This window comes from Sporolactobacillus sp. THM19-2, from assembly GCF_004153195.1.
Taxonomy (GTDB): domain Bacteria; phylum Bacillota; class Bacilli; order Bacillales; family Sporolactobacillaceae; genus Sporolactobacillus.
This window is the reverse complement of record NZ_SEMC01000001.1, coordinates 285,568-311,045: the sequence shown is the minus strand read 5'-3', so window position 1 is coordinate 311,045 and position 25,478 is coordinate 285,568. Positions and strand designations below refer to the sequence as shown.

General features: G+C 47.0%; 20 protein-coding genes and 1 tRNA gene. 10 read left to right on the top strand and 11 right to left on the bottom strand.

Annotated elements, in window-relative coordinates:
• Positions 1–46: 46 nt before the first annotated feature.
• The 4 genes from clpX to EWH91_RS01355 form a co-directional block, all read right to left on the bottom strand.
• On the bottom strand, positions 47–1,321 hold the full coding sequence (gene clpX, locus EWH91_RS01370) for an ATP-dependent protease ATP-binding subunit ClpX (protein ID WP_129928211.1): 1,275 nt from the start codon (positions 1,319–1,321) through the stop codon (positions 47–49).
• Positions 1,322–1,780: 459 nt separating this feature from the next.
• Positions 1,781–3,109, bottom strand: a complete 1,329-nt coding sequence (tig, locus tag EWH91_RS01365) for a trigger factor (RefSeq protein ID WP_129928210.1) — start codon at positions 3,107–3,109, stop codon at positions 1,781–1,783.
• A 178-nt stretch (positions 3,110–3,287) separates the two neighbouring features.
• Positions 3,288–4,325: a tetratricopeptide repeat protein gene (locus EWH91_RS01360; protein WP_129928209.1), complete on the bottom strand. Its 1,038-nt coding sequence runs from the start codon at positions 4,323–4,325 to the stop codon at positions 3,288–3,290.
• An 85-nt stretch (positions 4,326–4,410) separates the two neighbouring features.
• Positions 4,411–5,655 (bottom strand): aminopeptidase, encoded by a 1,245-nt coding sequence (locus tag EWH91_RS01355; protein WP_129928208.1) that lies wholly within the window; start codon positions 5,653–5,655, stop codon positions 4,411–4,413.
• A gap of 170 nt (positions 5,656–5,825) precedes the next feature.
• Here EWH91_RS01355 and EWH91_RS01350 point away from each other — a divergent pair, with 170 nt between their 5' ends.
• Both EWH91_RS01350 and EWH91_RS01345 read left to right on the top strand, forming a co-directional pair.
• Positions 5,826–7,052, top strand: a complete 1,227-nt coding sequence (locus EWH91_RS01350; protein ID WP_129928207.1) for a DNA polymerase IV — start codon at positions 5,826–5,828, stop codon at positions 7,050–7,052.
• Positions 7,049–7,399: a YolD-like family protein gene (locus tag EWH91_RS01345; RefSeq protein WP_129928206.1), complete on the top strand. Its 351-nt coding sequence runs from the start codon at positions 7,049–7,051 to the stop codon at positions 7,397–7,399. Before EWH91_RS01350 ends, EWH91_RS01345 begins: the two co-directional genes overlap by 4 nt.
• Positions 7,400–7,657: 258 nt before the next feature.
• Here EWH91_RS01345 and EWH91_RS01340 read toward each other — a convergent pair whose 3' ends face one another.
• Positions 7,658–8,821: an iron-containing alcohol dehydrogenase gene (locus EWH91_RS01340; protein ID WP_129928205.1), complete on the bottom strand. Its 1,164-nt coding sequence runs from the start codon at positions 8,819–8,821 to the stop codon at positions 7,658–7,660.
• A 280-nt stretch (positions 8,822–9,101) separates the two neighbouring features.
• Here EWH91_RS01340 and EWH91_RS01335 point away from each other — a divergent pair, with 280 nt between their 5' ends.
• From EWH91_RS01335 to EWH91_RS01300, 8 genes are all read left to right on the top strand, one after another.
• Positions 9,102–9,749, top strand: a complete 648-nt coding sequence (locus tag EWH91_RS01335) for a TIGR01906 family membrane protein (protein ID WP_240697228.1) — start codon at positions 9,102–9,104, stop codon at positions 9,747–9,749.
• A gap of 96 nt (positions 9,750–9,845) precedes the next feature.
• Positions 9,846–9,919 (top strand) — tRNA-Arg (locus EWH91_RS01330).
• An 893-nt stretch (positions 9,920–10,812) separates the two neighbouring features.
• On the top strand, positions 10,813–13,236 hold the full coding sequence (locus EWH91_RS01325) for a Xaa-Pro dipeptidyl-peptidase (protein WP_129928203.1): 2,424 nt from the start codon (positions 10,813–10,815) through the stop codon (positions 13,234–13,236).
• A gap of 186 nt (positions 13,237–13,422) precedes the next feature.
• The gene (gene scfA / locus EWH91_RS01320; RefSeq protein WP_129928202.1) at positions 13,423–13,572 is read left to right on the top strand and encodes a six-cysteine ranthipeptide SCIFF; all 150 of its coding nucleotides are present in this window, start codon (positions 13,423–13,425) and stop codon (positions 13,570–13,572) included.
• Between the two features lie 164 nt (positions 13,573–13,736).
• Positions 13,737–15,146 (top strand): thioether cross-link-forming SCIFF peptide maturase, encoded by a 1,410-nt coding sequence (gene scfB, locus EWH91_RS01315; RefSeq protein ID WP_129928201.1) that lies wholly within the window; start codon positions 13,737–13,739, stop codon positions 15,144–15,146.
• Between the two features lie 223 nt (positions 15,147–15,369).
• Entirely contained in the window at positions 15,370–17,376 is a 2,007-nt protein-coding gene (locus EWH91_RS01310; RefSeq protein ID WP_129928200.1) for a fructose-1,6-bisphosphatase, read from the top strand.
• Positions 17,377–17,616: 240 nt separating this feature from the next.
• Complete coding sequence (locus EWH91_RS01305) at positions 17,617–19,185, top strand: DUF4153 domain-containing protein (RefSeq protein ID WP_240697218.1); 1,569 nt, start codon at positions 17,617–17,619, stop codon at positions 19,183–19,185.
• 214 nt (positions 19,186–19,399) lie between these two features.
• Positions 19,400–20,296, top strand: a complete 897-nt coding sequence (locus EWH91_RS01300) for a cation diffusion facilitator family transporter (protein ID WP_129928199.1) — start codon at positions 19,400–19,402, stop codon at positions 20,294–20,296.
• A gap of 131 nt (positions 20,297–20,427) precedes the next feature.
• On the opposite strand, the gene ligD is transcribed toward EWH91_RS01300, so the two are convergent.
• The 6 genes from ligD to rph form a co-directional block, all read right to left on the bottom strand.
• The gene (ligD, locus tag EWH91_RS01295) at positions 20,428–21,348 is read right to left on the bottom strand and encodes a non-homologous end-joining DNA ligase (protein ID WP_240697217.1); all 921 of its coding nucleotides are present in this window, start codon (positions 21,346–21,348) and stop codon (positions 20,428–20,430) included.
• Entirely contained in the window at positions 21,341–22,297 is a 957-nt protein-coding gene (locus EWH91_RS01290; protein WP_129928198.1) for an ATP-dependent DNA ligase, read from the bottom strand. The genes ligD and EWH91_RS01290 overlap by 8 nt, the downstream gene beginning before the upstream one ends.
• Positions 22,294–23,112, bottom strand: a complete 819-nt coding sequence (gene ku, locus EWH91_RS01285) for a non-homologous end joining protein Ku (protein ID WP_129928197.1) — start codon at positions 23,110–23,112, stop codon at positions 22,294–22,296. The genes EWH91_RS01290 and ku overlap by 4 nt, the downstream gene beginning before the upstream one ends.
• Before the next feature lie 444 nt (positions 23,113–23,556).
• Positions 23,557–24,078 (bottom strand): metallophosphoesterase, encoded by a 522-nt coding sequence (locus EWH91_RS01280; RefSeq protein ID WP_129928196.1) that lies wholly within the window; start codon positions 24,076–24,078, stop codon positions 23,557–23,559.
• A complete protein-coding gene (locus EWH91_RS01275) occupies positions 24,075–24,680 on the bottom strand; it encodes an XTP/dITP diphosphatase (RefSeq protein WP_129928195.1) in 606 nt (201 codons plus the stop codon). The genes EWH91_RS01280 and EWH91_RS01275 overlap by 4 nt, the downstream gene beginning before the upstream one ends.
• A complete protein-coding gene (rph, locus tag EWH91_RS01270; RefSeq protein ID WP_129928194.1) occupies positions 24,677–25,429 on the bottom strand; it encodes a ribonuclease PH in 753 nt (250 codons plus the stop codon). Before rph ends, EWH91_RS01275 begins: the two co-directional genes overlap by 4 nt.
• Positions 25,430–25,478: the final 49 nt, after the last annotated feature.

Here is a 25,478-nt window from a genome sequence, read left to right as displayed (position 1 = left end):
GTAAATCCTTTTCCCCGGCCCTTCTGTGAAAATATACCTGCCCTTATCAGGCACTCTCTTTCGGTGACTCCAGATTTTTAATGACAGTGGTTCCATCATTCAGGAGCAGTGTCGGACGTTCCTTTCCTTCCACCGTTTCCTTGGTGATGACGCATTTTTCGATGTCGTCCCGTGAAGGCAGTTCATACATCACATCAAGCATCATACCTTCAATAATTGAACGCAGCCCGCGGGCACCCGTTTTCCGTTCAATCGCCTGTTTGGCAATAGCACGCAGTGCATCTTCAGAAAATTCGAGTTCGACATTGTCCAGATCAAACAGCTTTTTGTATTGTTTGGCAAGCGCGTTCTTCGGTTTCGTCAGAATGTCGACGAGCGCACCCTCGTCCAACTGTCTCAATGTGGTAATGACGGGCAGACGGCCGATAAATTCAGGAATCAAACCGAATTTAAGCAGATCTTCAGGAAGAACATGTTTCAGAGCGTCATCACGTTCCAGATCCTGAGCCTTCGAGGAAGCTCCGAAGCCGATCACCTTTTTGCCAAGACGACGTTTGATGATCTGTTCAATCCCGTCAAAAGCACCACCACAGATAAACAGGATATTCGTGGTATCAATCTGGATGAACTCCTGATGCGGATGTTTACGCCCGCCCTGCGGCGGTACACTGGCCACTGTGCCCTCGAGAATCTTCAGAAGGGCCTGCTGTACCCCTTCACCGGAAACATCTCTTGTAATGGACGGGTTTTCCGATTTGCGGGCGATCTTATCGATTTCATCGATATAAATAATGCCCTTTTCGGCCTTCTCAACATCATAATCCGCCGCCTGTATCAGCTTCAGCAGAATATTCTCAACATCCTCACCGACATACCCTGCTTCAGTAAGCGATGTGGCATCGGCAATCGCAAACGGTACATTAAGAATGCGGGCCAGTGTCTGGGCAAGAAGGGTTTTCCCGCTTCCGGTAGGACCGATCATCATGATATTACTCTTAGAAAGCTCAACATCATCCGGTTTCTGTTTTGAATTAATTCTTTTGTAGTGATTATAAACGGCTACAGACAGGTTCTTCTTGGCTTCTTTCTGACCGATGACATAGTCCCCAAGAATCGAGCAGATTTCCTGCGGCTTCGGAATATCCTTGAATTCAACTTCATCGTCCGTCCCCAGTTCTTCTTCAACAATTTCTGTACATAATTCAATGCATTCATCACAAATATAAACGCCCGGTCCGGCGACAAGCTTGCGGACCTGATCCTGTGTTTTGCCGCAGAATGAGCATTTCAGCTGTCCTTTTTCTTCATTAAATTTAAACATGTTTTCACCCCTCATCATTTCTGTGCCATTTCAAACTCCAGACAAGAGCGAAGCATTCTTTCTTTCTATCGCCGGCACACTTCCATCAGCATAAGCGTACGCTGATTCATTGTTCATTATTCTTTCCCTGTCAGCGATAAAACATTTTGCAGGTATGGATTACCTGCTGCCTGTTTTACCCTGCTTTGTACAGCCGGAAAACGCGGCCTCAATGTCAGCCTGTTTTCTGTATGTAGGCATTGTAACATAAAAAAACTATCCCGATAAGCCATATGCCCTGTTTCAAACAATATGTACCCCTTTACCCACAGGTCTGTGATCTGAAAGCATGGAACAGAAAGATAACTGACCCACAGAACCTGGTTCTGAAGGGATGGTCATTTAAGAAGATGGACAGGCGCATACAGACGCGTCTGTCCATTTATCTCAATGTATCCGGCACAGGTTCGCTGTGCATATTTATTTTTCTTCTTCGGCTTTCTTTTCAGCTTTATCAGCGGGCTTGGGTTTGCTGGATTCTACGAGCAGATCAACCGCTTTGCGCAGCCGGAGTTCTTCCTTAATAAAATTATTGCTTCCGAGTGCTTTTTTCAGCTGATCAACACTGATTTTGTAGGATTCAGACAGTTTCTTCAGTTCTTCTTCTACTTCTTCTTCAGCCGGCTCAATATTTTCAGCTTTGGCGATCGCTTCAAGTGTCAGATTGGCGCGTACTCTCTTTTCGGCGTCTGCTTTCATCTGGTCACGAAGTGCATCTTTATTTGTACCTGACAATTTTGTGTACATATCGAGTGACAGACCCTGTGCTTTCAGACGCTGTTCAAATTCCTTCAGCATGTTATCCTGTTCATTGGTAATCATAACTTCAGGAATGTCGATCTCAGCGTTTTCAGAGGCCTGCTCAACAACGCTGTCACGTTTGCTGTTTACTGCGTCCTGTTCTCTGTGTTCTTTCAGATGATTTTTAATTTTCTCCTTCAGAGCATCGAAGGTATCCACATCATCGTCCACGTCCTTGGCAAATTCGTCATCCAGCTTCGGAAGCTGTTTCTGCTTGATTTCGTGAACCTTTACCTTAAAGGTCGCTTCTTTCCCTTTCAGCTCCTCTGCATGATAATCTTTCGGGAATGTCACGTTGACATCTTTTTCATCATCGACCCCGAGACCGATCAGTTGATCTTCAAAGCCGGGGATGAAGGAACCGGAACCAATTTCAAGAGAATAATTTTCCGCTTTGCCGCCTTCAAAAGGTTTACCGTCAACGTATCCGTCAAAATCGATGACCGCGGTATCCCCTTTTTCAATTTTACCGTCATCCTTAACAACCAGTTCCGCATAGCGTTCCTGGAGATGACTGATTTCGTGGTCCACATCTGCATCAGTGACTTCAGTATTCTTGTCTTCTACTTCAAGGCCTTTGTAGTCGCCGAGTTTTACTTCAGGTTTTACCGTAACATCAGCCTTCAGGACGAGCTTTTTGCCCTTGCCGATTTCTTTCACATCAACCTGCGGCTTGTCCACCGGTTCAATTCCCGTCTGGTCAATAGCTTCGGAATAAGCAGACGGCAGAACAAAATCAATGGCATCTTCATACAGCGCTTCAACCCCGAAACGGCGTTCGAACAGACCGCGCGGGACGCGTCCTTTACGGAAACCCGGGACAGTGACTTTTTTCACTACTTTTTTAAAGGCTTTGTCAAGTGCCTGATCAAAACTGTCGGCATCGACTCCAAATGTCAGCGTACCCACATTGCCCTTTGTTTTTTCCCATTTTGCTTCTACAGTCATTTCATTCTTACCTCCAACATCTATCTTCATTCTTTGCAGCAGAGCTGTATCTTCCCCTTTTCAGGCGGACATCCGCCGCGCAATAAATACCCACAATAACAGTAAAACAATGCAACTACGCTATTATAACATAAGTCCCTTCTCTGAAAAACCGAAATGAACGAAATCGCACCCGTCCTTATTCATTTATTCCGAAACGCTCAACGTCGCTAATCATGGAACAGGCTTTTTGAAAGTCACTTTCCTGAACGTCAAACAGTCTAAGCATACCGGCAATATCCTTTTGCATGTTTCCTGCCTCTGCAGCCTGAACAGTAAATACAGCGGCCCATACATTGATTGACGGGGGGTCAAAAGGTCTGGGATAGATCTGCATGGTGAAGAAACGGCACACGTCCGCCGCCAGATCAGCCAGTGTCGGATTTTCGGAATCCAGCACGTCCCGAATATGTTTTTCAACCCGTCCGGCAAAGGTTTTGTTCAAAAAATTTTCGTTGAACGTTGCATGATACACTTTCCCGAACTTCCACACATTAATCCCGTCAACCAAACCACTCTCCTTAACAGCACACATCAGCATCGTTTTGATTTCGGAATTCTGATTTTTGTCAAGCAGAAACTGCTCAACTTTCGGCAGGCTCTTACGGTTCAGCTGATTCGCCAGATTCCTGGCAAGCAGCAGTTGGGTTTTCTGATCTGCCTGCTTAAATCCGGATAAATCCAGTGAAGCATCATCAGGACTTTTCGCGGTCCGTCCGGGCGCTCCACCCCTGTTTTGTTTTTCATTCAGACGAATCTCACAAAGCTTTTCCATCTGTCTGAGAAATTCCTGAAGATCGGCGGACATGTCCTTTTCTTTGTTCACTTTCCGGATTTCATGAAGGGCCATATGATAATCCTTTTTCTCGATTAAAATGGTCAGATAGAGTCTGAACACATCATAATAATAAGGGGCACCGTCGGTCAGAAGCTGTCGGACGGCACCTTCAGCCTGGCTGTATTCCCCGAGTTCCACCGAACAGATCGCCCATCCGTACAGGCCCTTGATATCATGAACATTCAGCCTCAGAAGTTTGCCGAACAGGGGGCGCGCTTCCCTGTATTTTTTTTCTTCGACCAGGGTCATCGCTTTGTTTAGAAGCCGGCTTTCAAGATCGGGAAAAAGGACCAGATTGCCGTCATGCCGTACCGGTCTTTTTTTTCTGTTTCTTTTCATCCTGTCCCGTCCCGTTCCATTTTATGGTTGTTTTTAGAATATCAGTTTCGCTGGTGCTTCGCAATGTGGCGTACGTACCCATTCTTTAGTTCATGGGCAGAGCCCATTCACCTTTGCGGAACACAGGTATCTGTGTTCCATCCGTCTGTACCCCGTCAATATCAAGTGCTTCGGACCCGACCATGAAATCCTCATGGACAATACTGTTATTGATACCGGCCTGATCAAGCTGCGCCTGATCCATCGTGCTCCCGCCTTCTGCACAGGTCGGGTAGGCTTTGCCCAGTGCCAGATGACAGGATGCGTTCTCATCGAACAGCGTATTGTAAAAAATCAGTCCGGATTCCGATACCGGAGAATGATGCGGGACCAGAGCCACTTCACCAAGCCGGCAGGATCCCTCGTCCACCTCGATCAAATGTCTCAGTGCCTCTTCACCCTTCTCCGCCTTAAAAGCAACAACAGCTCCGTCTTTAAACGTCACAGAGAAGTGATCAATCACCTTGCCATCGTAGTTCAGCGGCATCGTACTGGATACGGTTCCGTTTACCCCCCGTTTATCCGGCAGGGTAAACACTTCCTCAGTTGGAATATTCGCGTTAAACGGCACGCCGGCTTCGCTCGATTCATCGCCGCCGCACCAGATATGTCCTTCAGGCAAACCGATCGTCAGATGGGTTCCCGGCGCGCTGTAGATCAGCTTTTTGAATTTTCGTGCGTTTAAAAAATCCTTGACTGTGTGCAGTTTTCTGTCATGTTCCTTCCACGCGGCAACCGGATCTTCATGACCTGCCACACGGCTGATCCGCAGAATTTCCTTCATCAGCAGTTCCTGTCCCCTGGCGATCGGCTGATCCGGAAAGACCTTCTTCGTCCATGCAACAGTCGGATAGGCGATAATCGACCACTGGACCCTGTTGTTCATCATATACTCCCGGAACGTCGCACTGTTTTTGCCGGCTGAACGCATATAGGCAGCCACACGTGCGCCGTCCACTTCTTCCAGAAGATCCGGATTCGGTCCATAAATGCTCAAAAAGGCATAATTATCTTTCACCGCTTCATTTTCCGCATAGAATTTCCAGGGCGCGGGATTTTTGAGTGCTTCAAGCGGCGCATGCTGAAAACGAAGCAGCCGGGTCGTATCATCAAGCCACTCAAGGTGAACATCTCTGGCTCCTGCCTTGTAGGCCTCCTCCGTGACCTTATTTGCAAAACGGGCAGCTTCGATTGGTGCAGCGATGACAAGACCCTGCCCTTTCTGAAGATTGACACCGGTTTTTACCGCGAGCCGTGCAAATTTCCTGAGTTCTTCCCTATATTTTTCCATATGATCCACCTCTATGTATGTTCCTTTTATTATAACCGACTTGATTTGAACAGAAAACTGAGAAGCAATCGATGATCGCTCGTGCATCAGGAACATATGTTTTTATTTTCCTGTCATAAGGAACATATATTCGTGTATAATAAAATTATTATTTATTCGGGGGACTGAAAATGGATCGTGTGATCTTTCTTGTAGATATGCAGACATTTTATGCTTCCTGTGAGAAAGCGGATCACCCGGAGTTCAGAAACAAACCACTGATTGTCGCCGGTGATCCGGAGCAGCGGAGCGGCATTGTGCTTGCGGCCTGCCCTCTTGCCAAATCGTATGGTGTCTCCACTGCCGAGCCGCTCGGGCAGGCGCTTGCCAAATGTCCGCAGGCTGTGATCTGCAGACCGAGGATGCAGCATTATATTGATGTTTCCATACAGATTACCCGGATTCTCGAACAATTTACCGATCTTGTTGAGCCCTACTCCATTGACGAACAATTTATCGACATGACCGGAAGCATGCATTTCTATACATCACCGCATGCAGCCGCCCGGGAAATCCAGCAGACGATACTGAACCAGGCCGGCATCTACGCCAGAGTCGGTATCGGGCCCAATAAGGTTCTGGCCAAGATGGCCTGCGACCATTTTGGTAAAAAGAATAAAACGGGTATTTTCGAGCTGAATCACGATAATCTGGAACATTGCCTGTGGCCACTTCCGGTCGGTGAACTGTTTGGCGTCGGCCATCGGATGGAGCGTCATCTGATCGGCATGGGCCTGAGGAAAATCGGCCATCTGGCCCGTTATCCGCTCGGCCTGTTGCGCAAAAGATGGGGGGTGAACGGTGAACTGCTGTGGATGACCGCCCATGGCATCGATTCTTCCCCTGTCTCTTGCGGCACCTTCAGCGGACAGAAGGCTGTCGGACATCATATGACGCTGCCTTACGACTATCCGGACATTAAAGATATTCGTGTGATTCTGCTTGAACTCAGTGAAGAAGTGGCCTACCGGGCACGTTCGAAAAATTACATGGGATGCGTGGTATCCGTCGGCATCTCCGGCAGTTTTGACCGCCATACCGGTTTTCACCGGCAGACCAGGCTGCCTTTTGCCACCCGTTTCGGTATGGATATTTACCGGGCGGCAAACCGGCTGTTCACAGAGAACTGGGACCGGTTGCCGGTACGTGCCGCCTCCGTCACCCTGTCTGAACTTCAGCCTGCCGACAATTGCCAGCTGGATCTTTTCGGACGGCTGGACGAAAAAGAACGTCTGAGTGCCGCCGTTGATACGATATACCGAAAATACGGGAGAACAGCGATTTTCCGCGGGCCTTCACTGCTGCCTTCCAGTCAGTTACGGGCACGTGCATCAAAAATAGGGGGGCATTATAAATGAAAAAAAATAAACTGACTCCGGGACAAAATCTGCGCTGGGAGTCCAGTCGGATGATGCTTCCGGAACATGTTCAGGCACTCCGAAACCATCTCCGGGATAATGAAAAAATAGAGCGCCCGCTTCTTGATGAACAGGAAAGGGAAGAAATCGGGCAGAAGATCGCCCGGGCAGCTGCCGGGAAGATACCTGCCACCGTCTCATACTATAAAGATGGATTTATCAGAAAGATGTCCGGACAACTCCGGCTTCCGGACGGTCCTTTCCGTGAAATTGAGATCAGCGACCACTTTGGCGTCTCATGGAAAGTCGCATTCCGGGACATCACAGGGATCTGCCTCAAAGAATAAGTCAGTGTCAAAAACCGTCCTTATGATCAGAACGGCCTGATAAAATGAAGCTTCAATCAGCAGGGAGGCTTCGAGCGCGCAGGACGTGCTTGGGCGGGCGTTGCAACAGGACGTCCCCGTTTTTAGTCTGCACGCATCCCCTCCTGATTGTTCGTTGGATTCATTGGGCTGCTTCAGGCAGTGATCCCCCCCACCCGAGCATGTTCGTTTCCCCTCATGACCCTGAGGCAGACCTGCCCGTTCAGGCGGGAAAAAAGATCAGAGCGACGCGCGAAGGATGGCCAGCGTATCTTCACGGTCCAGCTGCTTAAACTGGCCAAAGTTACCTCTGGCCATGGCCCGGTCGGCAATCAGATCAATCTTGCTGTCATCAATATCATAATCGGCGAGGCGGCTCGGTGCACCTATGGACGACCAGAAACGGCGCAGTGCTTCAATCCCTTCGAGGGCTGTATCACGGTCTGATTTTCCCTGCGGATCGACATGAAAAACACGTACGGCCAGTTGCCTGAAACGATTGACGTTTACATCCACATTATGTTTCATCCAGTTCGGGAAGAGGATTGCGAGTCCGCCGCCATGCGGAATATCATATACCGCGGATACAGCATGCTCAATATTATGCGATGCCCAGTCGCCATTGAAACCCATCGACACCATGCCGTTCAGTGCCATCGTGCCGCAGTACAGGATCGTTTCACGGAGTTCATAATTATGCAGGTCATTAACCAGTTCAGGTGCTTCTTCCATGACCGTTTGCAGAATAGACTCACACATTCTGTCCTGAAGAGGGGTATGTTTCGCCTGGTGAAAGTAGTGTTCAAAAACATGGGCCATCATATCGACCATACCGTAAATGGTCTGATTCTTTGGTACAGAAATGGTAAACGTCGGGTCGAGAATGGAAAATGCCGGATAGGAATAAGCGCAGCTCCATCCATATTTTTCATGCGTGTCCCAGTTCGTAATGACTGAATTAGGATTCATTTCCGATCCGGTTGCGGCAAGCGTCAGCACCGTTCCAAAAGGAAGCGCATCGTAAACCGGCTTTTTCCGGGTGACAAATTCCCACGGGTCGCCGTCAAAGCGTGCGCCAACCGCAATGGCTTTCGTGCAGTCGATAACGCTGCCGCCGCCGACTGCCAGAAGAAACTGGATGTCCTCTGTCGCACAGATATCAATGCCTCGTTTAACCGTTGTCAGTCTCGGATTCGGTTCTACTCCGGGCAGCTCAGATACTTCAGCGTGCAGGCCGTCCAGGATCGCCCTTACCTGATCGTAAAGTCCGGTCCGTTTAATACTGCCGCCGCCATATACAAGCAGCACTCTTCTGCCGTATTTCGGTATTTCTGTTTTCAGTTTCTCAAGCTGGCCCTTTCCGAAAATCAGCTTTGTCGGATTATGAAAAATAAATGGATCCAAAACACATTCCCCCGTTTTGCATAGTAACAGTCATACTTTTATTATACCGCTGTGATGCGACCCGGTCATCTGTCAGGAGGTCCTCTGCAACCCGGCCCATCCATTAGTACATATACGTTATGACTTTCTGCTAAATCCCCCACCGGGAAATATTTTACACATAAAGGTTCGTTCACATTTACGATCATACCAGGCTATTTCTCTTCACGTGCTGTTTCTGGTATCATATAGAACAGAATAGCTTTCTATCAAAATTGCATCACCATTCATGGCTAAGGATGTGTCCACTTTGCCTTTTTCCGCTTACCGAATCTATCAGCTGCTGCTCTCTTTCAGCCTCGCCCTTTTTATCATTTGTACAGCTGTTCAGATTACACTTCTTTTTAAGCCGCTTTATTATTTTGATATCGGTTATCTGAATATTGAAGAGCAATCCGGCCTCGACCGGGATACGATAACTGAAAATTACAATTACATGATTAATTTTCTATTGAATCCGGTTCCTCAGGAGTTTCATCTTCCGTCCCTGGACTATTCAACCCATGGAGCGATCCACTTTCAGGATGTGAAGCGGATCTTTACCGCCATCTATCTGCTTATCGCCATAACCGGGATCATCAGTGCAATCGGTCTGTATGTTAATATTAAGAAGAAGGATTTTCTCTTTCTGAAAATCACGGCAACTGCTTTAGCTCTGTTTACGGTGATCCCGCTGATTGCATTTGTACTGGATTTCAACACAGCCTTTGTCGTTTTTCACGAAATATTTTTTACAAATGATTACTGGATTTTCGATGCGGCTTCAGACCCGGTCATCACCATTCTCCCGGAGACCTTCTTTCTGCATGCCGCACTGCTCATCCTTGGCCTTATTGCCATCGGGATGATCATCCTGCTTATCGCAGGAAAAAAGCTGAGCAAAAAATAAACCGGATCAGGCCGGATGACAAAAAATTTGAGAATACATTGACAGACGTTCAACGAAACACTAAAATAATAAAGGTCGTTAACATAAAGATAATTTGTCCAAGTAGCTCAGCTGGATAGAGCAACGGCCTTCTAAGCCGTGGGTCCAGGGTTCGAATCCCTGCTTGGGCATCGTGGAAAGCCTTGATACATAAGGCTTTTTTATTTTTCCATTATTTGGTTGAAAGAGGTGTTGGGAGCGAATTGGTGCAGAATTTTATTTTTAGTGACATCATGCACCTTTTCAAGTGACCAGATAGATATAGCCCATTTCCCCGGAGAGTATTTTATTTTCCATTACCATTTTTCTCACTCTATCCCTTGATTCACCGTCTCTGTTAACTGCTTAAGTACGCGTGCAACGGGATAAATGCATCGTCTTCACCATCAGGAAAGTCTCTTCTGATTCGGATTTTATAAGCGTTGGTCTTTGACCCTATTTCTTTTTGAAAAAGTCCATGGTCGTCTCCCGAGAAACCATGGGACTTTTGTTCCGCATCGATATGATAGCAAGAAATAGCGTACGTTTTTTATTTGGAAATCAAAAAAGAGCCAGGACGTTCGCGGTACCGCGAACCATTCTTCACCATCCCTCCATGAAGATTCGTGTCTGTTTCCATGCAAGCCATTTTTATTCACTCTATCGCGCAGCCACTTGCACATTCTGGCCAGGACGTTGTGTACTTTCATTACGATCACTCCCTTTTTTGTTTTTTTCACGCGATAAGAGAAATATATTTAATAGATAGATTGCAATAATAAATTAGCCATCTGGACATTCAGCGGTATCACTGGGTTTGTTCCTGCCGCCCAGGTGGCAGGAACAAAAGGCAACTTAGTCCGTCAATTTCTATAGTCCCGAACGCTTCAGCAGGCCTCCCCTACTGTACAAATCCTCAATATGAATGGAGTTATCTCATCATTTAACTGCATTTGAAATCCGGTTCACCTGGCATGAAAGCCGGAAGGTCCTGCTGCATGCTATAATAACTCCATCAGGACTAATACATAAGGAGTTCTTTTCAATGAAAAATAATCAATTTGCAAGGCTTAACGCCGATCATCAGATGGTGATTGAAGAATTGCAGCGCATTCATTTTATTGATGACTCAGTTCAGGCTGCTTCAACGCCGTCAGCTGCATATCGTTTATTACTGCGCAAAGCTTTTTTAAATGTCAAAGGAGAAAGTGCCTTTGACGCCAAACTGAAAAATATTCTCGCAGCCCCTGATATCAATCTGGCAGATTACCTGAGCTCAGGTCAGCCTGTCACCCGGAAAGTCTTCTATCTTGTCGCTCTTCAGCTGTGCGGATTCCTCGCAGATATCGACTATGATATAGAGGATCCGCTGGCGGCTATGGAGAAAATACAATTGCCCTATCTTCATGCCAGGGGAGAATGGGATACAGATCGGTTACTGGATGCCTGGTACCTGCTTCTGACCACCCATACTAAGGGAGGACAGACCTTTCTGGATCAGTTGACGAATCAGGGATATTTCGTCCCATTTTATGATTTACCGGCTGACAGAAAGCCCCTGTTCTTTAATGGAAAAGCCCAGGCCGTCTTCGATACCTCCCGACTGATTCGCGAGGTCGTCTATGTCGAATCCTCTGTTGACGCCGATCAGGACGGTATGCGTGATTTACTCAAAGTCGAAATCATCCGCCCGGAGGATACAAACAAAGGGCTCAAAGTCCCCGTCCTCTATACTGCCAGTCCTTACAATCAGGGAATCAATGATGAAGCCGGGAAGAAAGCGACCCATAATGTGAATGTCCCTCTTACAGAAAAAAAGCCGGATGACGTTCACTATGAGGATATTGCCTGGAAGGGCAGAAAATGTTCACTGCCCGACCCGCGCCCGGTTGCCGGAACAACAAAAGACACATGTGAAACATTCAGTCATGAATGGTCATATACATTAAATGATTATTTTCTGGCACGCGGGTTCGCCGTCGTTTATTCTGCGGGAATCGGTACACGGGATTCAGACGGGATACAGACCTGCGGGGACCCACAGCAGACAGAGGCGACGATTGATGTGATCGAATGGCTAAGCGGCAGGCGACGGGCGTTTACCAATCGCACCGATAACATGGCAATCGATGCCTGGTGGTGCTCGGGTTCTGTCGCCATGACCGGCCGTTCGTATCTGGGAACGCTGGCTACGGCAGCCGCTGCAACCGGTGTTGAAGGCCTGAAAACAATCATTCCCGAAGCAGCTATCTCTTCCTGGTACGATTATTACCGCGCCGGCGGCCTGACCCTGGCTCCCGGCGGTTTTCCCGGAGAAGACGCGGATGTGCTGGCTATTGAAACATTAAGCAGGATGAAATCCGCCGCCGATTACCAGTTAAACATAAAAAACTTCTTTGAAAAACAAATGAAGCAAATGGCCAGGGATATGGACCGTGAATCGGGCAACTACAATACCTTCTGGGATGCCCGTAATTACTTAAACAATGTTCAAAAGATCAAATGCGATGTTCTGATGGTCCATGGTCTGAACGACTGGAACGTCAAACCCCGCCAGGCGGAACAATTATGGCAGAAACTGCGTCATGTCCCGGTATGCAAAAAAATCATTCTGCATCAGGGACAGCATATTTATATCAATGCCTTTCGTTCTATTGATTACACAGATATCGTTAATCTCTGGATCAGCCACGAACTGTATGGCATCTCAAACGGGGTAAAAGAGCTTCTGCCGCCGGTTATCGTACAGGATAATGTCGTTCCGGAAACCTGGCATGCTTATCCGGATTGGTCTGAACCGGATCTGCAAAAATCCACCCTTTATTTTTCCCCGGGAAAGCTGGCCTCAGAGCCCGATTCACATCAGATTCTGTCATTTAAAGATCAGCTGCCCGAGGAGGTCTTTAATCGCTATTGTGCGCATGTTGATCAATGGTCCCATGATATTCTCGATGATCAGAAAAACCCGCTGAGTGAAAACCGGTTGCTGCTTAAGTCCGAAAAAATGACCAGGGACAGAATCATTGATGGAAAGGTCGGCGTTCATGTCCGGGTCGCTTCGAACCGCCCGTTCGGCCTGCTCAGTTTTCAGCTGGTCGACTACGGTGAAGCGCGCCGGCTGAATGCTTCACCTTCCCCGATTCAGCGCCTGGATCTGGGCTATCACTGGCGTGAGGACAGGCTTCGTGAATTCACATTAGCCAGGTTTCCCACTCCCTTCAAAATGATCACAAAAGGTCATATCAATCTGCAAAACAGAGAAAACACCTGGAAGGTGGATGAGCTGAAGCCGGATCAGTTCTATGATATAGCCACTGAATTACAGCCGACCTTCCATAAACTGGTTACCGGTCACCGTCTGGGCTTGATCGTCTATGCCACTGATTTCGGCATGACTGTGCGCGGTAACCAGCCTCTGCGTTATTCACTGGCACTGGACCACAGTTTTCTTACGATTCCTTTCAAATAATCAAAAATGAACTGAGCAGCCGATAAAATTCCTCACCGGCTGCTTTTTCTATGTGAAAAATCACAGAACGAAGCGGTCCCCTTTTGTATAATGAATGTTAATGGTTTCCATCAGCAACGATCATGCTGCTTTGGAAACTGTTCGGGTGAAGATATAAAAATGTTTTTAATCAAAGGGGACGAACCGATGAAAAGAATCATCTCACTGAACACGATGGATCTGAAAGAATCGATGAAACATGGCGGCCATGGTGAATGCCAGACTTCCTGCCAGTCTGCATGCAAAACCTCCTGTGGCGTTGCTAATCAGAAATGTGCTGAACCGGCAGGTAAATAAGTGGTCTTTGCGAAACCGTCTGCCTGATCTGCGGCAGACGGCTGTTTTTCATCCCATAAGAAGAATCACATTGTCAAAAAAGTATTCGAAAAACAAAGCCCCCGGCAACGCCCGCGACTTGCCGGCCGGCAGATTTTTCTTCATAAAGGAGTCCAACACCACTTATGATTCACCAATATAAACTGAACGGGTACAATATTGTTCTTGATACCTACAGCGGAGCCGTACATGTTGTCGACGACCTGGCCTATGATGTCATTGCCCTGTACTCACATCACACCGCTGAAGAAATTATTTCGCAGCTGATGGAGAAATATACGGGACATGAAGACGTCACGAAGGAGGAGATAAGGAACACATGGAATGAAGTCGGCAAACTGAAAGAAAACGGACAGCTGTTTAGCGAAGATGCATACAAAGATCTGTCCTTCGATCTGAGTAAACGAAAAACGTATATTAAAGCGCTCTGTCTGAATGTGGCCCATACCTGCAACCTGTCCTGTGATTACTGCTTTGCCAGTCAGGGAAAATATCATGGCGCACGGGCAATCATGAGCTTTGAAGTCGGTAAACGGGCGATTGATTTTCTCCTTGAAAACTGTGGTTTCCATCGAAATCTCGATGTCGATTTCTTCGGCGGTGAACCGCTGATGGACTGGAAAGTAGTCAAACAGCTGGTTGCCTACGCCCGAAGCAAGGAAAAGGCATGTGGCAAAACTTTCCGTTTCACCCTGACGACGAATGGCATGCTGCTGAAAGACGAGATCGTTGATTTTCTGAATAAGGAAATGCACAATGTGGTTCTGAGCCTTGACGGCAGGAAGGAAGTCCACGACCGGCTGCGTAAAACGGTTAATGGAAAAGGCAGCTACGACTATATTGTTCCGAAATTCCAAAACTTCGTCAAAAAGCGCGGAGATAAAGAATATTACGTACGCGGTACATTTACTCATAATAATGTGGATTTTACTAATGACATTTTCCATATGGCTGACCTGGGATTCAAACGGCTCTCCATGGAACCGGTCATTTGCGACCCGAAGGAACCTTATGCCCTGAAGCAGGAAGACCTTCCGGAGATTTACCACCAGTACGAATTGCTTGCTGAAGAGATGCTCAGACGCGAAGAACAGGGCCACGGCTTCATCTTCTATCACTACATGCTGGATTTGACGGAAGGTCCCTGCATCCATAAGAGGATTTCCGGGTGCGGATCCGGAACAGAGTATCTCGCGGTCACACCATGGGGTGAATTATTCCCGTGTCATCAGTTTGTCGGCGACCCGGCCTACAGCATGGGCAACATCTGGGACGGGATCATAAAGCCGGAGATTCAGAACCGGTTCAAACAGGTCACCTGCTACAGCAAACCGGAATGCCGGGACTGCTGGGCGAAATTGTATTGCAGCGGCGGATGTCCGGCTAATGCACTCCATGCCACCGGTTCGCTGAACGGAAATTTTTCTTTCAGCTGTGACGTTTTCCGTAAACGGATCGAATGTGCCATGATGATTAAAGCAGCTGAATCGCTGAAGGCTATGAAGGATCAGAAGCAAAGGGCAACTGAAGCCTGACTGCCCGGCGAGATACGGACACCTTGAAATAGAATCATACCTGACACCGGCAATCTGCCCGGTGTTTTTTTATTTTCATTTTTCCGGTTAAAGTCTGGTAACACATTTTGATCATTGTTATATCATATTTTACCCTCTGACCCTGTTTTCCTTGTATAATAGATGATGAAAGACAGTGTAATCGTTTACAGCTTGTTTTCGGCAAAAATGAGGAGGCTGGCCATTGGATAAAAAGTATAAAAAGTATCTTGATTTACTTGCTGAGAAATATGACTGTGAAGAGAAAGTCGTTACTGAGATTATCAACCTGGAGGCGATATTAAACCTGCCAAAGGGAACGGAACATTTTGTCAGTGATCTGCACGGCGAATTTCATGCGTTCCAGCATGTGCTCCGAAACGGATCAGGAAATGTGAAACAGAAAATCAGGGATTTATTCCAGAATGAACTGTCTGAAGAAGAGATGAATGAGTTTGCTGTCCTCGTCTATTATCCGGAGGAAAAACTCAAACTGATCAGAAGCAGTATCAGAACTGAAGACGAACTGAATCAGTGGTACAGTCAGACGATTGCCCGAATGATTCGTCTGGTCGCTTTCGCCTCATCGAAGTATACCCGCTCCAAAGTTCGCAAAGCCCTTCCTGAACAATTCGTCTATATTACAGAGGAACTCTTATATAAAACCGATGAATTTTCCAACAAAAAAAGCTACTATGCGAAAATCATCCAGAGCATTCTGTCACTCGGTGAAGCTGGTAAACTGATTACTGGCCTTGCGTACACCATTCAGCGACTGGTGGTCGATCATCTCCATGTCGTAGGCGATATTTATGACCGGGGGCCGGATCCGGATAAGATTATGGATACCCTGATGCATTACCACTCAGTAGACATCCAGTGGGGAAACCACGACGTCCTGTGGATCGGCGCTTTTTCCGGATCAAAGGTTTGCCTGGCCAATATTCTCCGCATATGTGCCAGATATAATAATCTGGATATTATTGAGGATGTGTACGGAATCAATCTGATCCCGCTGCTCAATCTGGCAGAAAAATACTATGATGACAATCCGGCATTTCGGCCAAAACTGGGACCGGATGACGGTCAGCTGACCCAAAATGAGATCCTGCAGATTACTAAGATGCATCAGGCTATCTCTATCATCCAGTTTAAACTGGAAATGCCAATTATTAAGCGCCGGCCAGATTTTCAAATGCAGCGCCGTCTGGTTCTGGAGAAAGTAGATTACAATCGTGATACCATTGAACTGGGCGGTAAAACATGGAAGCTGAAGAACACCTGTTTTTCCACTATTGACCCTGAACATCCTGAACGGTTGCTCGATGAAGAAGAAAAAGTTATTGATAAACTGCTGTTCTCTGTGCAGCATTCTGAAAAACTCGCCAGACATATGCAGTTTCTTGTCAGAAAAGGCAGCCTTTATCTGAAATATAACGGCAATCTGCTGATCCACGGGTGCATCCCGCTCAACGAAGATGGCAGTATGAAAAAGATGACCATTGAAGGAAAAACATACGCAGGAAAAGAGCTGCTTGATCTTTTTGAACATAACCTGCGTGAGTGCTTCGCGCACCCTGAGAAGACGGATGATCTGGCAACCGACATGGTCTGGTATTTATGGACAGGTGAGAATTCATCACTTTTCGGGAAAAGGGAAATGACCACCTTCGAACGGTATTTTATCAGTGAAAAAGAAACGCATGTGGAAAAGAAAAATCCCTATTACCGTCTGCGCGCTGAAGAAGGAGTCTGCCGCAAGATATTGGCAGAATTCCATCTGGATCCAGATGAGGGGCACATCATCAACGGCCATACACCGGTTGAAGAAAAAAACGGAGAAAATCCAATTAAGGCAAACGGTAAAATGATTGTCATTGATGGTGGATTTTCTAAAGCTTATCAGCCAAAGACGGGGATCGCCGGATACACGCTTCTTTATAACTCTTACGGTATGCAGCTTGTCGCCCATCAGCACTTTTCATCGAAAGCCGATGTCCTGCGAACCGGTTCCGATGTCCTGTCCGTCCGCAGGCTGGTCGACCGTGAACTGCGTCGAAAAAAAGTTGCAGAAACAAATACCGGCAAAGCGCTGAAAGAACAGATCTTAATCCTTAAAGATCTTTTAAAATATAAATATTCCAAAATAAGTAAAACATCAATCAGTGAGGGTTTTACGGGCAGTGATCCTGCACCCGGCCATGTTCGTTGACCCTGAAGCAGCACTGCCGTTTCATGCGGGATAAAATAAACGTATATTCATCTGACTCCGGGGATGCTCAGCCATCCCCGGAGTTTTTTTGTCCCATTGTTTGCTTATATTCAATATATAATTATCGTTTATCAATAAATTTATACTGTTTTTCAACATAAAATATGTTATACTCAGTTCTGAAAAATAATTCTGCTCATAGCTTAAACCTGAAAATGACATGTAAAGGAGTGTCACACATTGAACCCTCTTAAAACACAAAAGACAGACGGAGACATGCAACCTGCTGCCCTTCATCAAAAACGATGCTGGATACTGATTGTCAGTGCGGCTCTTATCGGTATTCTGGCGAATGTCCTCTTTTTTGATAAAAATCCGGGATTGTCTTATCCGATTTTTGTGATCGCCTTTTATGGCGCATTTTTCCTGAACGCCGGTAAGGGCATGAGGATCAGGCCGGATTTCGGCTGGCTGCTGCTGATTCCGGTGAGCCTGCTGTCACTGACCTGGCTCATCTTCTCAAATCCGCTGTTCCATGCACTGAATTTTATTGCCATACCCATACTTATTGTCATTCAGACGACACTGATCAGCGGCAGAGCCAGTGAGCAATGGTCTTCCTTCTTTTTCATCAGAGATGTACTCTATGGCTTTTTCTATCGGCCGTTCGCCTATATTGCGCTTCCCTTTCGGATCATTGCCGGATTCATTCGTTCGCGATCGGGCCTGAAGAAAAACAGCACATTTCTGAAGGTCATACTGGGCGTGATAGCTACTGTTCCTCTGCTGGTCATTATTGTCTCGCTTCTCGCATCGGCAGACATTGAGTTTGAACGTCTGGTTAACCGGCTTCCCGGGTTTTTCTTTCATTTAAATTTTAATGATTGGTTACCACAGTTTCTATTTGCTGCGGGGGTAGCGATCCTGACCTTCAGTTATTTGTGGAGCCTGATTATTCCTTCCGGTGCAGATCGGTCTCCGAAGAAAAGACAGACGGTCACGGATAGCGGTCTGGATCCTGTCATCTCTGTGACCATGCTGAGTATGATCAATATGATCTACCTGCTGTTTACCTGGATCCAGTTCTCCTATCTGTTCAGCGGCTTTTCCTTCTCGCTCCCGGATCATTTCACTTATGCCGAATACGCCCGACGCGGGTTCTTTGAACTGATACTGGTCACACTGATTAATTTTACCATTCTGATTATCCTGATTTACTTTACCAGAAAAAGCAGCACAGGCATGAACTTGGTTTTAAAAAGTTTTCAGTCCCTTCTTGTTCTGTGCACAGGCATCATGCTGCTTTCCGCATTCATCAGAATGTACCTGTATGAAATGATGTATGGTTTTACGTATTTACGCATTCTGACGCATGCCTTTATGATCTTTCTCTTTGTCCTGCTCATCCTCACTCTGGTCCGTATCTGGAGGAAAAACATCAATTTGTGGAAGGGGCTGATCCTGAGTTCTGTTACGGCTTTTGTTCTTATTAATTATCTGAACATAGATGCTCTGATTGCCAACTACAACATTGACCGATACCAGATGACCGGTAAAATAGATACCGTCTATCTTGGGACCCTGTCAGATGATGCTGTACCGGAGCTTGTCCGACTGCTTGGTGCAAAAGATGAACGTGTCTCGGCAAGAATGGAAAATGAATTGCTGGAGCGTAAAAAGCGCCTTGACGCTGATCTGCCCTGGCAGTCATTCAACCTCTCAAAGGAAAGAGCACGAAAAATCCTGTCCGGATACCATTTCACCTTCCATCCCGGTTATGAATCCCATGTGGAATACCAGGAGCCCTGAAATCATGAACGGTTTGGATTGAAGTTAAAAACTCACGTCAGTCATGATATAATAGAGATTCCCTGCACCTGCTGCAGGGAGTTTTTGTTACCTGCAGGCAAATATTTTTCAGCATGGTGAATTTGATAAGCATCAGAAAAAAAGTTCCCGTAGACACACCCACAGCCATACTGGTAATATGTGGAGAGATTAGCGAAGCTGAGGACGTGTTCGTATGATTCAGGATAAATATATGAATTTGAAGCGTGGGGAACGGGGAGCAGTGATCAGCATCATGGCTTACCTTGTTCTGTCGTGCCTCAAACTGATTATCGGGTTCTTCATGAATTCGAGGGCTTTAAGCGCAGACGGTCTGAACAATGCGACTGATATTGCTGCATCGCTTGCTGTGCTGATTGGTTTAAAAATGTCCCGCCGTCCCGCGGACAGTGATCATCCTTATGGACACTGGCGCAGTGAAACCATCGCTTCACTGGTTGCTTCATTCATCATGGTCGCTGTTGGACTGAATGTACTATACGACAGCATTCGGTCCATTTTTGCAGGTGATCAGACCATTCCTGACGTCACAGCTGCATGGACAGGTATTTTTTGCGCAGTCATTATGTATTTGGTTTACCGTTATAATAAAAAACTTGCCAGAAAAATCAACAGCTCTTCGGTCATGGCAGCTGCGAAAGACAATCTGTCTGATGCCTGGGTAAGCATCGGGACTGCTGTCGGTGTTTTCGGATCTCAGTTACATCTTCCCTGGCTGGATACCGTTGCCGCGATACTTGTTGGCATCCTGATCTGTAAAACCGGCTGGGATATTTTCAGAGAATCATCCTTTAATTTATCCGATGGATTTGATGAAAAAAAGATCAATGAATATACAGAAACGATCCGTTCTATCTCTGAAGTGGATGACGTCCGGACGATCAAGGCAAGGAACTATGGAAATAATACCATTGTTGATGTGGTCATTCTGGTCAATCCCGAATCCGGACTGACCCATGCACATGATATTTCAACAGAAGTTGAGAAGGTCCTGGAGAAGAAACATGGCATTTTTTCAGCCACGGTTCACGTGGAGCCAAATCTTCCGAAAAGTCGTCCGGTTCAGCAGTGACGCCTTCCCTCTGCCTCCCTGCCCTCGCCGAATTTTGAAAAGAAAAAAGAGAACCGGCGGGTCCTCATATGGGGGGTATTGCTTTATTTATTGCTCATATACTATAGCATATATTTTATCACTTTACCATATTAGTGTGTAAAATTATTTTGAAAAGTTTTTTCTTTCAGTTTCCATACAATATGAATCAGGACTTGATTGTCAGTTTCAAAATAACCCGCCATCGGGTTGCCCTTGTGTTTGATCCTTTTCAACATTTCTGGAATGGTATATCGATTCCTCTGCAGCTGTTCGTTGACCTCCTCCCAGAACAGGGGTGCTGCGACTTTCCCGCCCGCCTTTCCACGTGATGAATACGGGCAGATCATGGTTTTACCAGGCGCATGCTGCACATAATCAATATACAGCTTCCCGCCACGTCGCCTCTTCAGCCTTTCTGTCGTAAACAGGTCCGGATAAGCGTCAACGAGAAGGCTCGCGACAAATGATGTAAACAGACGCGTCTCCTGATACGTCAATGATGCCGGCCGGAGAGGGATATGAATCTGCAGCCCTCTGCTTCCGGTAAGTTTAGGGAAGCTTCGAATATTCAGGCGGTCAAAGATGGATTTCATTTCCTGCGCCGCCTTAATCGCAAGGGCAAACTTCGAATCATCCGGTGGATCCAGATCAAAGACAATTTCCACCGGTCCGGATGAATCCACACGACTGAAGGGAAGATGATATTCGAGAGCCAGCTGATTTCCCAGCCAGATCAGCGTTCGTAAATTGTTACAGAGTATGGCCCGTGTTTCTCTGTAAACTGCCGTCATCACGTAATCCGGCGCATAATCCGGACAGTTTTTTTGAAAAAAAGACGGGCCCTCCGCTCCATGAGGGAAGCGAATCACCGTCAGCGCCCGCTGCCTTAAAAAAGGCAGCATGACCGGTGCGACCGCGACAAGGTAGGAAAGAAACTGAACCTTGTTAATCTCAGGATCAGCCCAGATGATCTTATCCGGATGTGTGATGTTGATTTCCTCTTCAAGTAACATCTGTGCCTCTTTATTCATGCGACTCATCCTCAAACAGGCCGGCCGCGGCCTGATGTCCGGTAATCGCCTGAATCACCGGCTGCCGAAGATTGCCTCCCCGCGTCCACTCCCTGTAGACCACCTTAACGGTCAGATCCGGTTTCAGCCACTGCACATCTTTGATGGCTTCCGGCGGGTTGCTAAACGGGCAGACAGAGGTTTTGATCAGCCCGACATGATTGGTAAAGATCTGCCACTGCTGTTCCGAAAGTCTGCCCGGCCCCGCACGACCAATATAAACAAGCTGGCCCTGTCTGTTATAGAGACCAAGCATCAGCGCATTGAACCGGGATGACCGCCGCGTCACACCACCGATTACGGCAATGAGATCCCGCTCCGTTTTGATTTTCTTCCATGACCCATTTTTCCCCTTGATCAAGTATTTGCTGTTCAGATTTTTCGATACGATGCCCTCCATGCCCTGCTGTTTCACAGCCTGATATAGAGCAAATCCGTCCTCTTCAGAAGTGACCCTGCGGACCTGGCCGGTCTCGATCAGCACATCTGACAGCATGTCGCATCTTCTTTCGAGTGGAACCTGATCAATCCACTCGCCATCGCGATAGATTAAATCAAAAATCATATAGGTAATCGGAACTTTCTGGCGAAGAACAGGTATTTTTTCCATACGACTGATCCCGTCACGCCTCATTACTTCATGGAAAGAAGGTTTTCCAGATGTATCCAGAGCGATCACTTCTCCATCAACAATGGCCGATGATGCGGACAGGTAATCCTGTGCTCGTGCAATTTCAGGAAAGACTGCCGTCCGTTCGTTCCCGTGTCGATTAAACAGACGTGTTTCTGTTCCCCAAAAATAAGCCAGTACTCTGACGCCGTCCCACTTGACCTGATGAATCCATTCCTTTCCATCAGGTATTTCATCGGACATAACCGGTTCAAAAGGGATGATCGGGTCCCATTTCATCCGACTGTCTTCTTCCTGCGTCCGCCTGCCCTTTTCTTCGGCTTTGATTCTCTGACGCTGGCCTCCAGCGCCGACAGGAGATCGACAACACTGGTCTGCGCTGCGGGAGCCTTTTTCTTTTCTGGCGGAATACCGGCAACTTTGTCCTGTATCAGTTTCTCAAGTTTCATCCGATAATCGTCTTTATATTTTTTCGGTTCGAATGCGGCCGTCAGCTGGCTGATCAACTGCCCGGCAATCGAGAGCTCTTTTTCGTCATTCTGGATTGTCACATCCCCGAGTCCGGGAACCTCATTCATATGACGTACTTCATCCGGATAATACAGGGTTTCGAGCAACATGCCGTTTCCATAACTGCGTATAGCAGCCAGATGCTGCTTGGAACGAATGATGATATTGGCCAATCCAATCTTGCTGGAATCGCTGATTGACTGACGGAGCAGTGAATAGGCACGCAGCCCTTGTCCGCTGTCCGGACCGATAAAATATGACTTTTCAAAGTAAATGGGATCAATTTCACTGAGATTGACAAAATGGATGATTTCGATGCTCTTATTTCCGTCTTCCTGCAAATCGCTCATTTCCTGTCCACTGATTGGCACAAACCGCCCCGGTGAAAATTCATAGGCCTTGACAATGTCCTCACCGGCAACGGATTTGCCGCATTTTGAACAGGTTCGCGTGTATTGAATCGGAGCCATGCAGTCCTTATGCAGCATGCGTAATTTGATGTCTTTATCTTCTGTCGCGGTATATAGTTTAATGGGAATATAAACCAGTCCGAATTGTATGGAGCCCTTCCACATGGTACGCATTTTGTTCACCTCGCGGATAGTATGAACGATCCGTACCACGACTATGCAGAAAACCGGATATAACAAACCTCCTGAACCGGATGGGTCACATCCTATTCAGGAGGTTAGAAAACAAACAGCAGAACACAAATGACGAGCGCCCAGAATGGCAGGCAAATCAGCATAGCCCATGCAGCACCCTTAAAAAAGTTCCCGTCCATATGGAACCACTCCGATGCACTTTTACGAAGCAGTCTGCCCAAAAACAATGGCTTTCATACCTGTCATACGAAAGCGGATAAAAAAAGGCCTTTCGACCGCTCCGTATACCCGCTCATACTGATGGACAGGAACATAAAGTATTATGGATCAGACAGATTTTCAGACTGTCTGATCCGCCGGCCAGAGCACATCTCTTCATCACTCCTTATGACACCTTAACAGGGTGTCATTTGTATGTACCTCTTATTTCTCCCATGTATACGTTGCGGAAAATGAATCAACCGGCTGTCCTTTAAGCGTAAAATAATTCACTTTAATCTTCTTCTTATCTTCACTGAGGTCGAGAATGACATATGTACCTGTCTTATAATTACGGGGCAGACGCAGACTGCCCGGGTTAATGCCAATCATCCCGTTTTCCTTGAAAGAGCCGGCGAAGTGCGTATGCCCGAAACAGAGAATATCTGCTTTGACTTCCAGACCCCGGTAAATAAGTCTTACCGGAGAATTCCGGACACCCAGCAAGTGCCCATGGGCAATCAGAAAGGTTAATGGACCCGACTGACGGACGACTTCATCCGGATAGGCCCCGGGAAAATCGCAGTTTCCTTCAACGGCAAGGTAGTCCTTCATTTCAGGACTATCCGCGTGTAATTCCGAATCGCCGCAGTGGATGAAGGCTTCAACTTTCCCGGCATACCTGTTCTTCAGTTCCTCAACCTCACGCTTCAAGCCATGCGTGTCACTGACAATCAGCCATTTCATTGACGGGCCCCCATCCATGCTGTCCATTTCGCTTTGAGCTCCTGCAAAGCCTTTGCCCGGTGGCTGATCCTGTTTTTTACATCCTCACCCATTTCTGCGAAGGTCATCTGTTCTTCCGGAACGAAAAAGACTGGATCATAACCGAAACCATCGGCACCTCTTCTTTTATCTGCAATCACACCGGAACAGTGTCCCTCAGCGAAGTGTGTCTTTCTGCCAGGCAGGCTGAGCGCAAGAACGCAGGTAAAGTGAGCCGTCCGCTTCTCAATCGGGACCCCTTTTAAATGATCAAGCAGTTTATCGATATTATGTTCGCTGTTTTTATCAGGTCCGGCATACCGTGCGGAGAAGATCCCCGGTTCACCACTCAGAGCGTCAACACACAGCCCTGAATCGTCGGCAAGCACCGGCAGATTCATTTTTCGGGAAAGGGTTTCTGCCTTCAGAGCAGCGTTTTCACGAAAAGTTTTGCCTGTTTCGGGCACATCAATGATCACATTCAGATCTTTCAATGAAAACACATCCACATCAAAATCCGCCAGTATTTTTTTTATTTCTTTAATTTTCCCCTGATTATTTGATGCAATCAAAATACGTGTCACCGCGATCTTCCCACCTTTTGCTCTGTCAAAATGTCACCAATGATGGCTTTCTCTTTCTGAATCAGTTCATGGATGCCCTTCCCGGCCAGGCGGATCAGTTTTCGAAGCTCATCCTCACTGAATGTGGCCTCTTCTCCAGTGCCCTGAATTTCCACAAATTCACCTTTACCATTCATCACAATATTCATATCGACATTCGTAGTTGCGTCCTCTTTATAACACAGATCAAGAATCGGTCCATACTGTGGATGGATCCCGACAGACGTCGCTGCCAGATAAGTTCTGACCGGTAGCTGACTGATCATATTCCGTTCCATTGCTTTCCTGAAAGCCAGTACCAGAGCGACAAATGCCCCGGTGATTGAGGCTGTTCGTGTCCCCCCGTCTGCCTGAATTACGTCACAGTCAATCCATATCGTGCGTTCACCTATCTTTTCCAGATCAACAACAGAACGTAATGCCCGGCCGATCAGGCGCTGAATTTCCATGGTCCGTCCGGCCTGCTTTCCGCGCGAGGACTCGCGAATGGTTCGCTCAGGTGTCGCCCGGGGAAGCATGGCATATTCTGCTGTAATCCATCCCTTCTTCTGCCCGCGCAAAAACGGGGGCACTCTGTCCTCAATGCTTGCGTTACAGATGACCTTTGTCCGCCCGACAGTCATCAGTACAGAACCTTCAGGATGGATAATAAAATCAGGCTGTATCAGAATGTGTCTGAGCTCGTCACTTGCTCTTCCATCTGGTCTCATTTCAGTCAGTTCCTTTGAATTACAGAATTCAGGATCTGTTAATGGATGA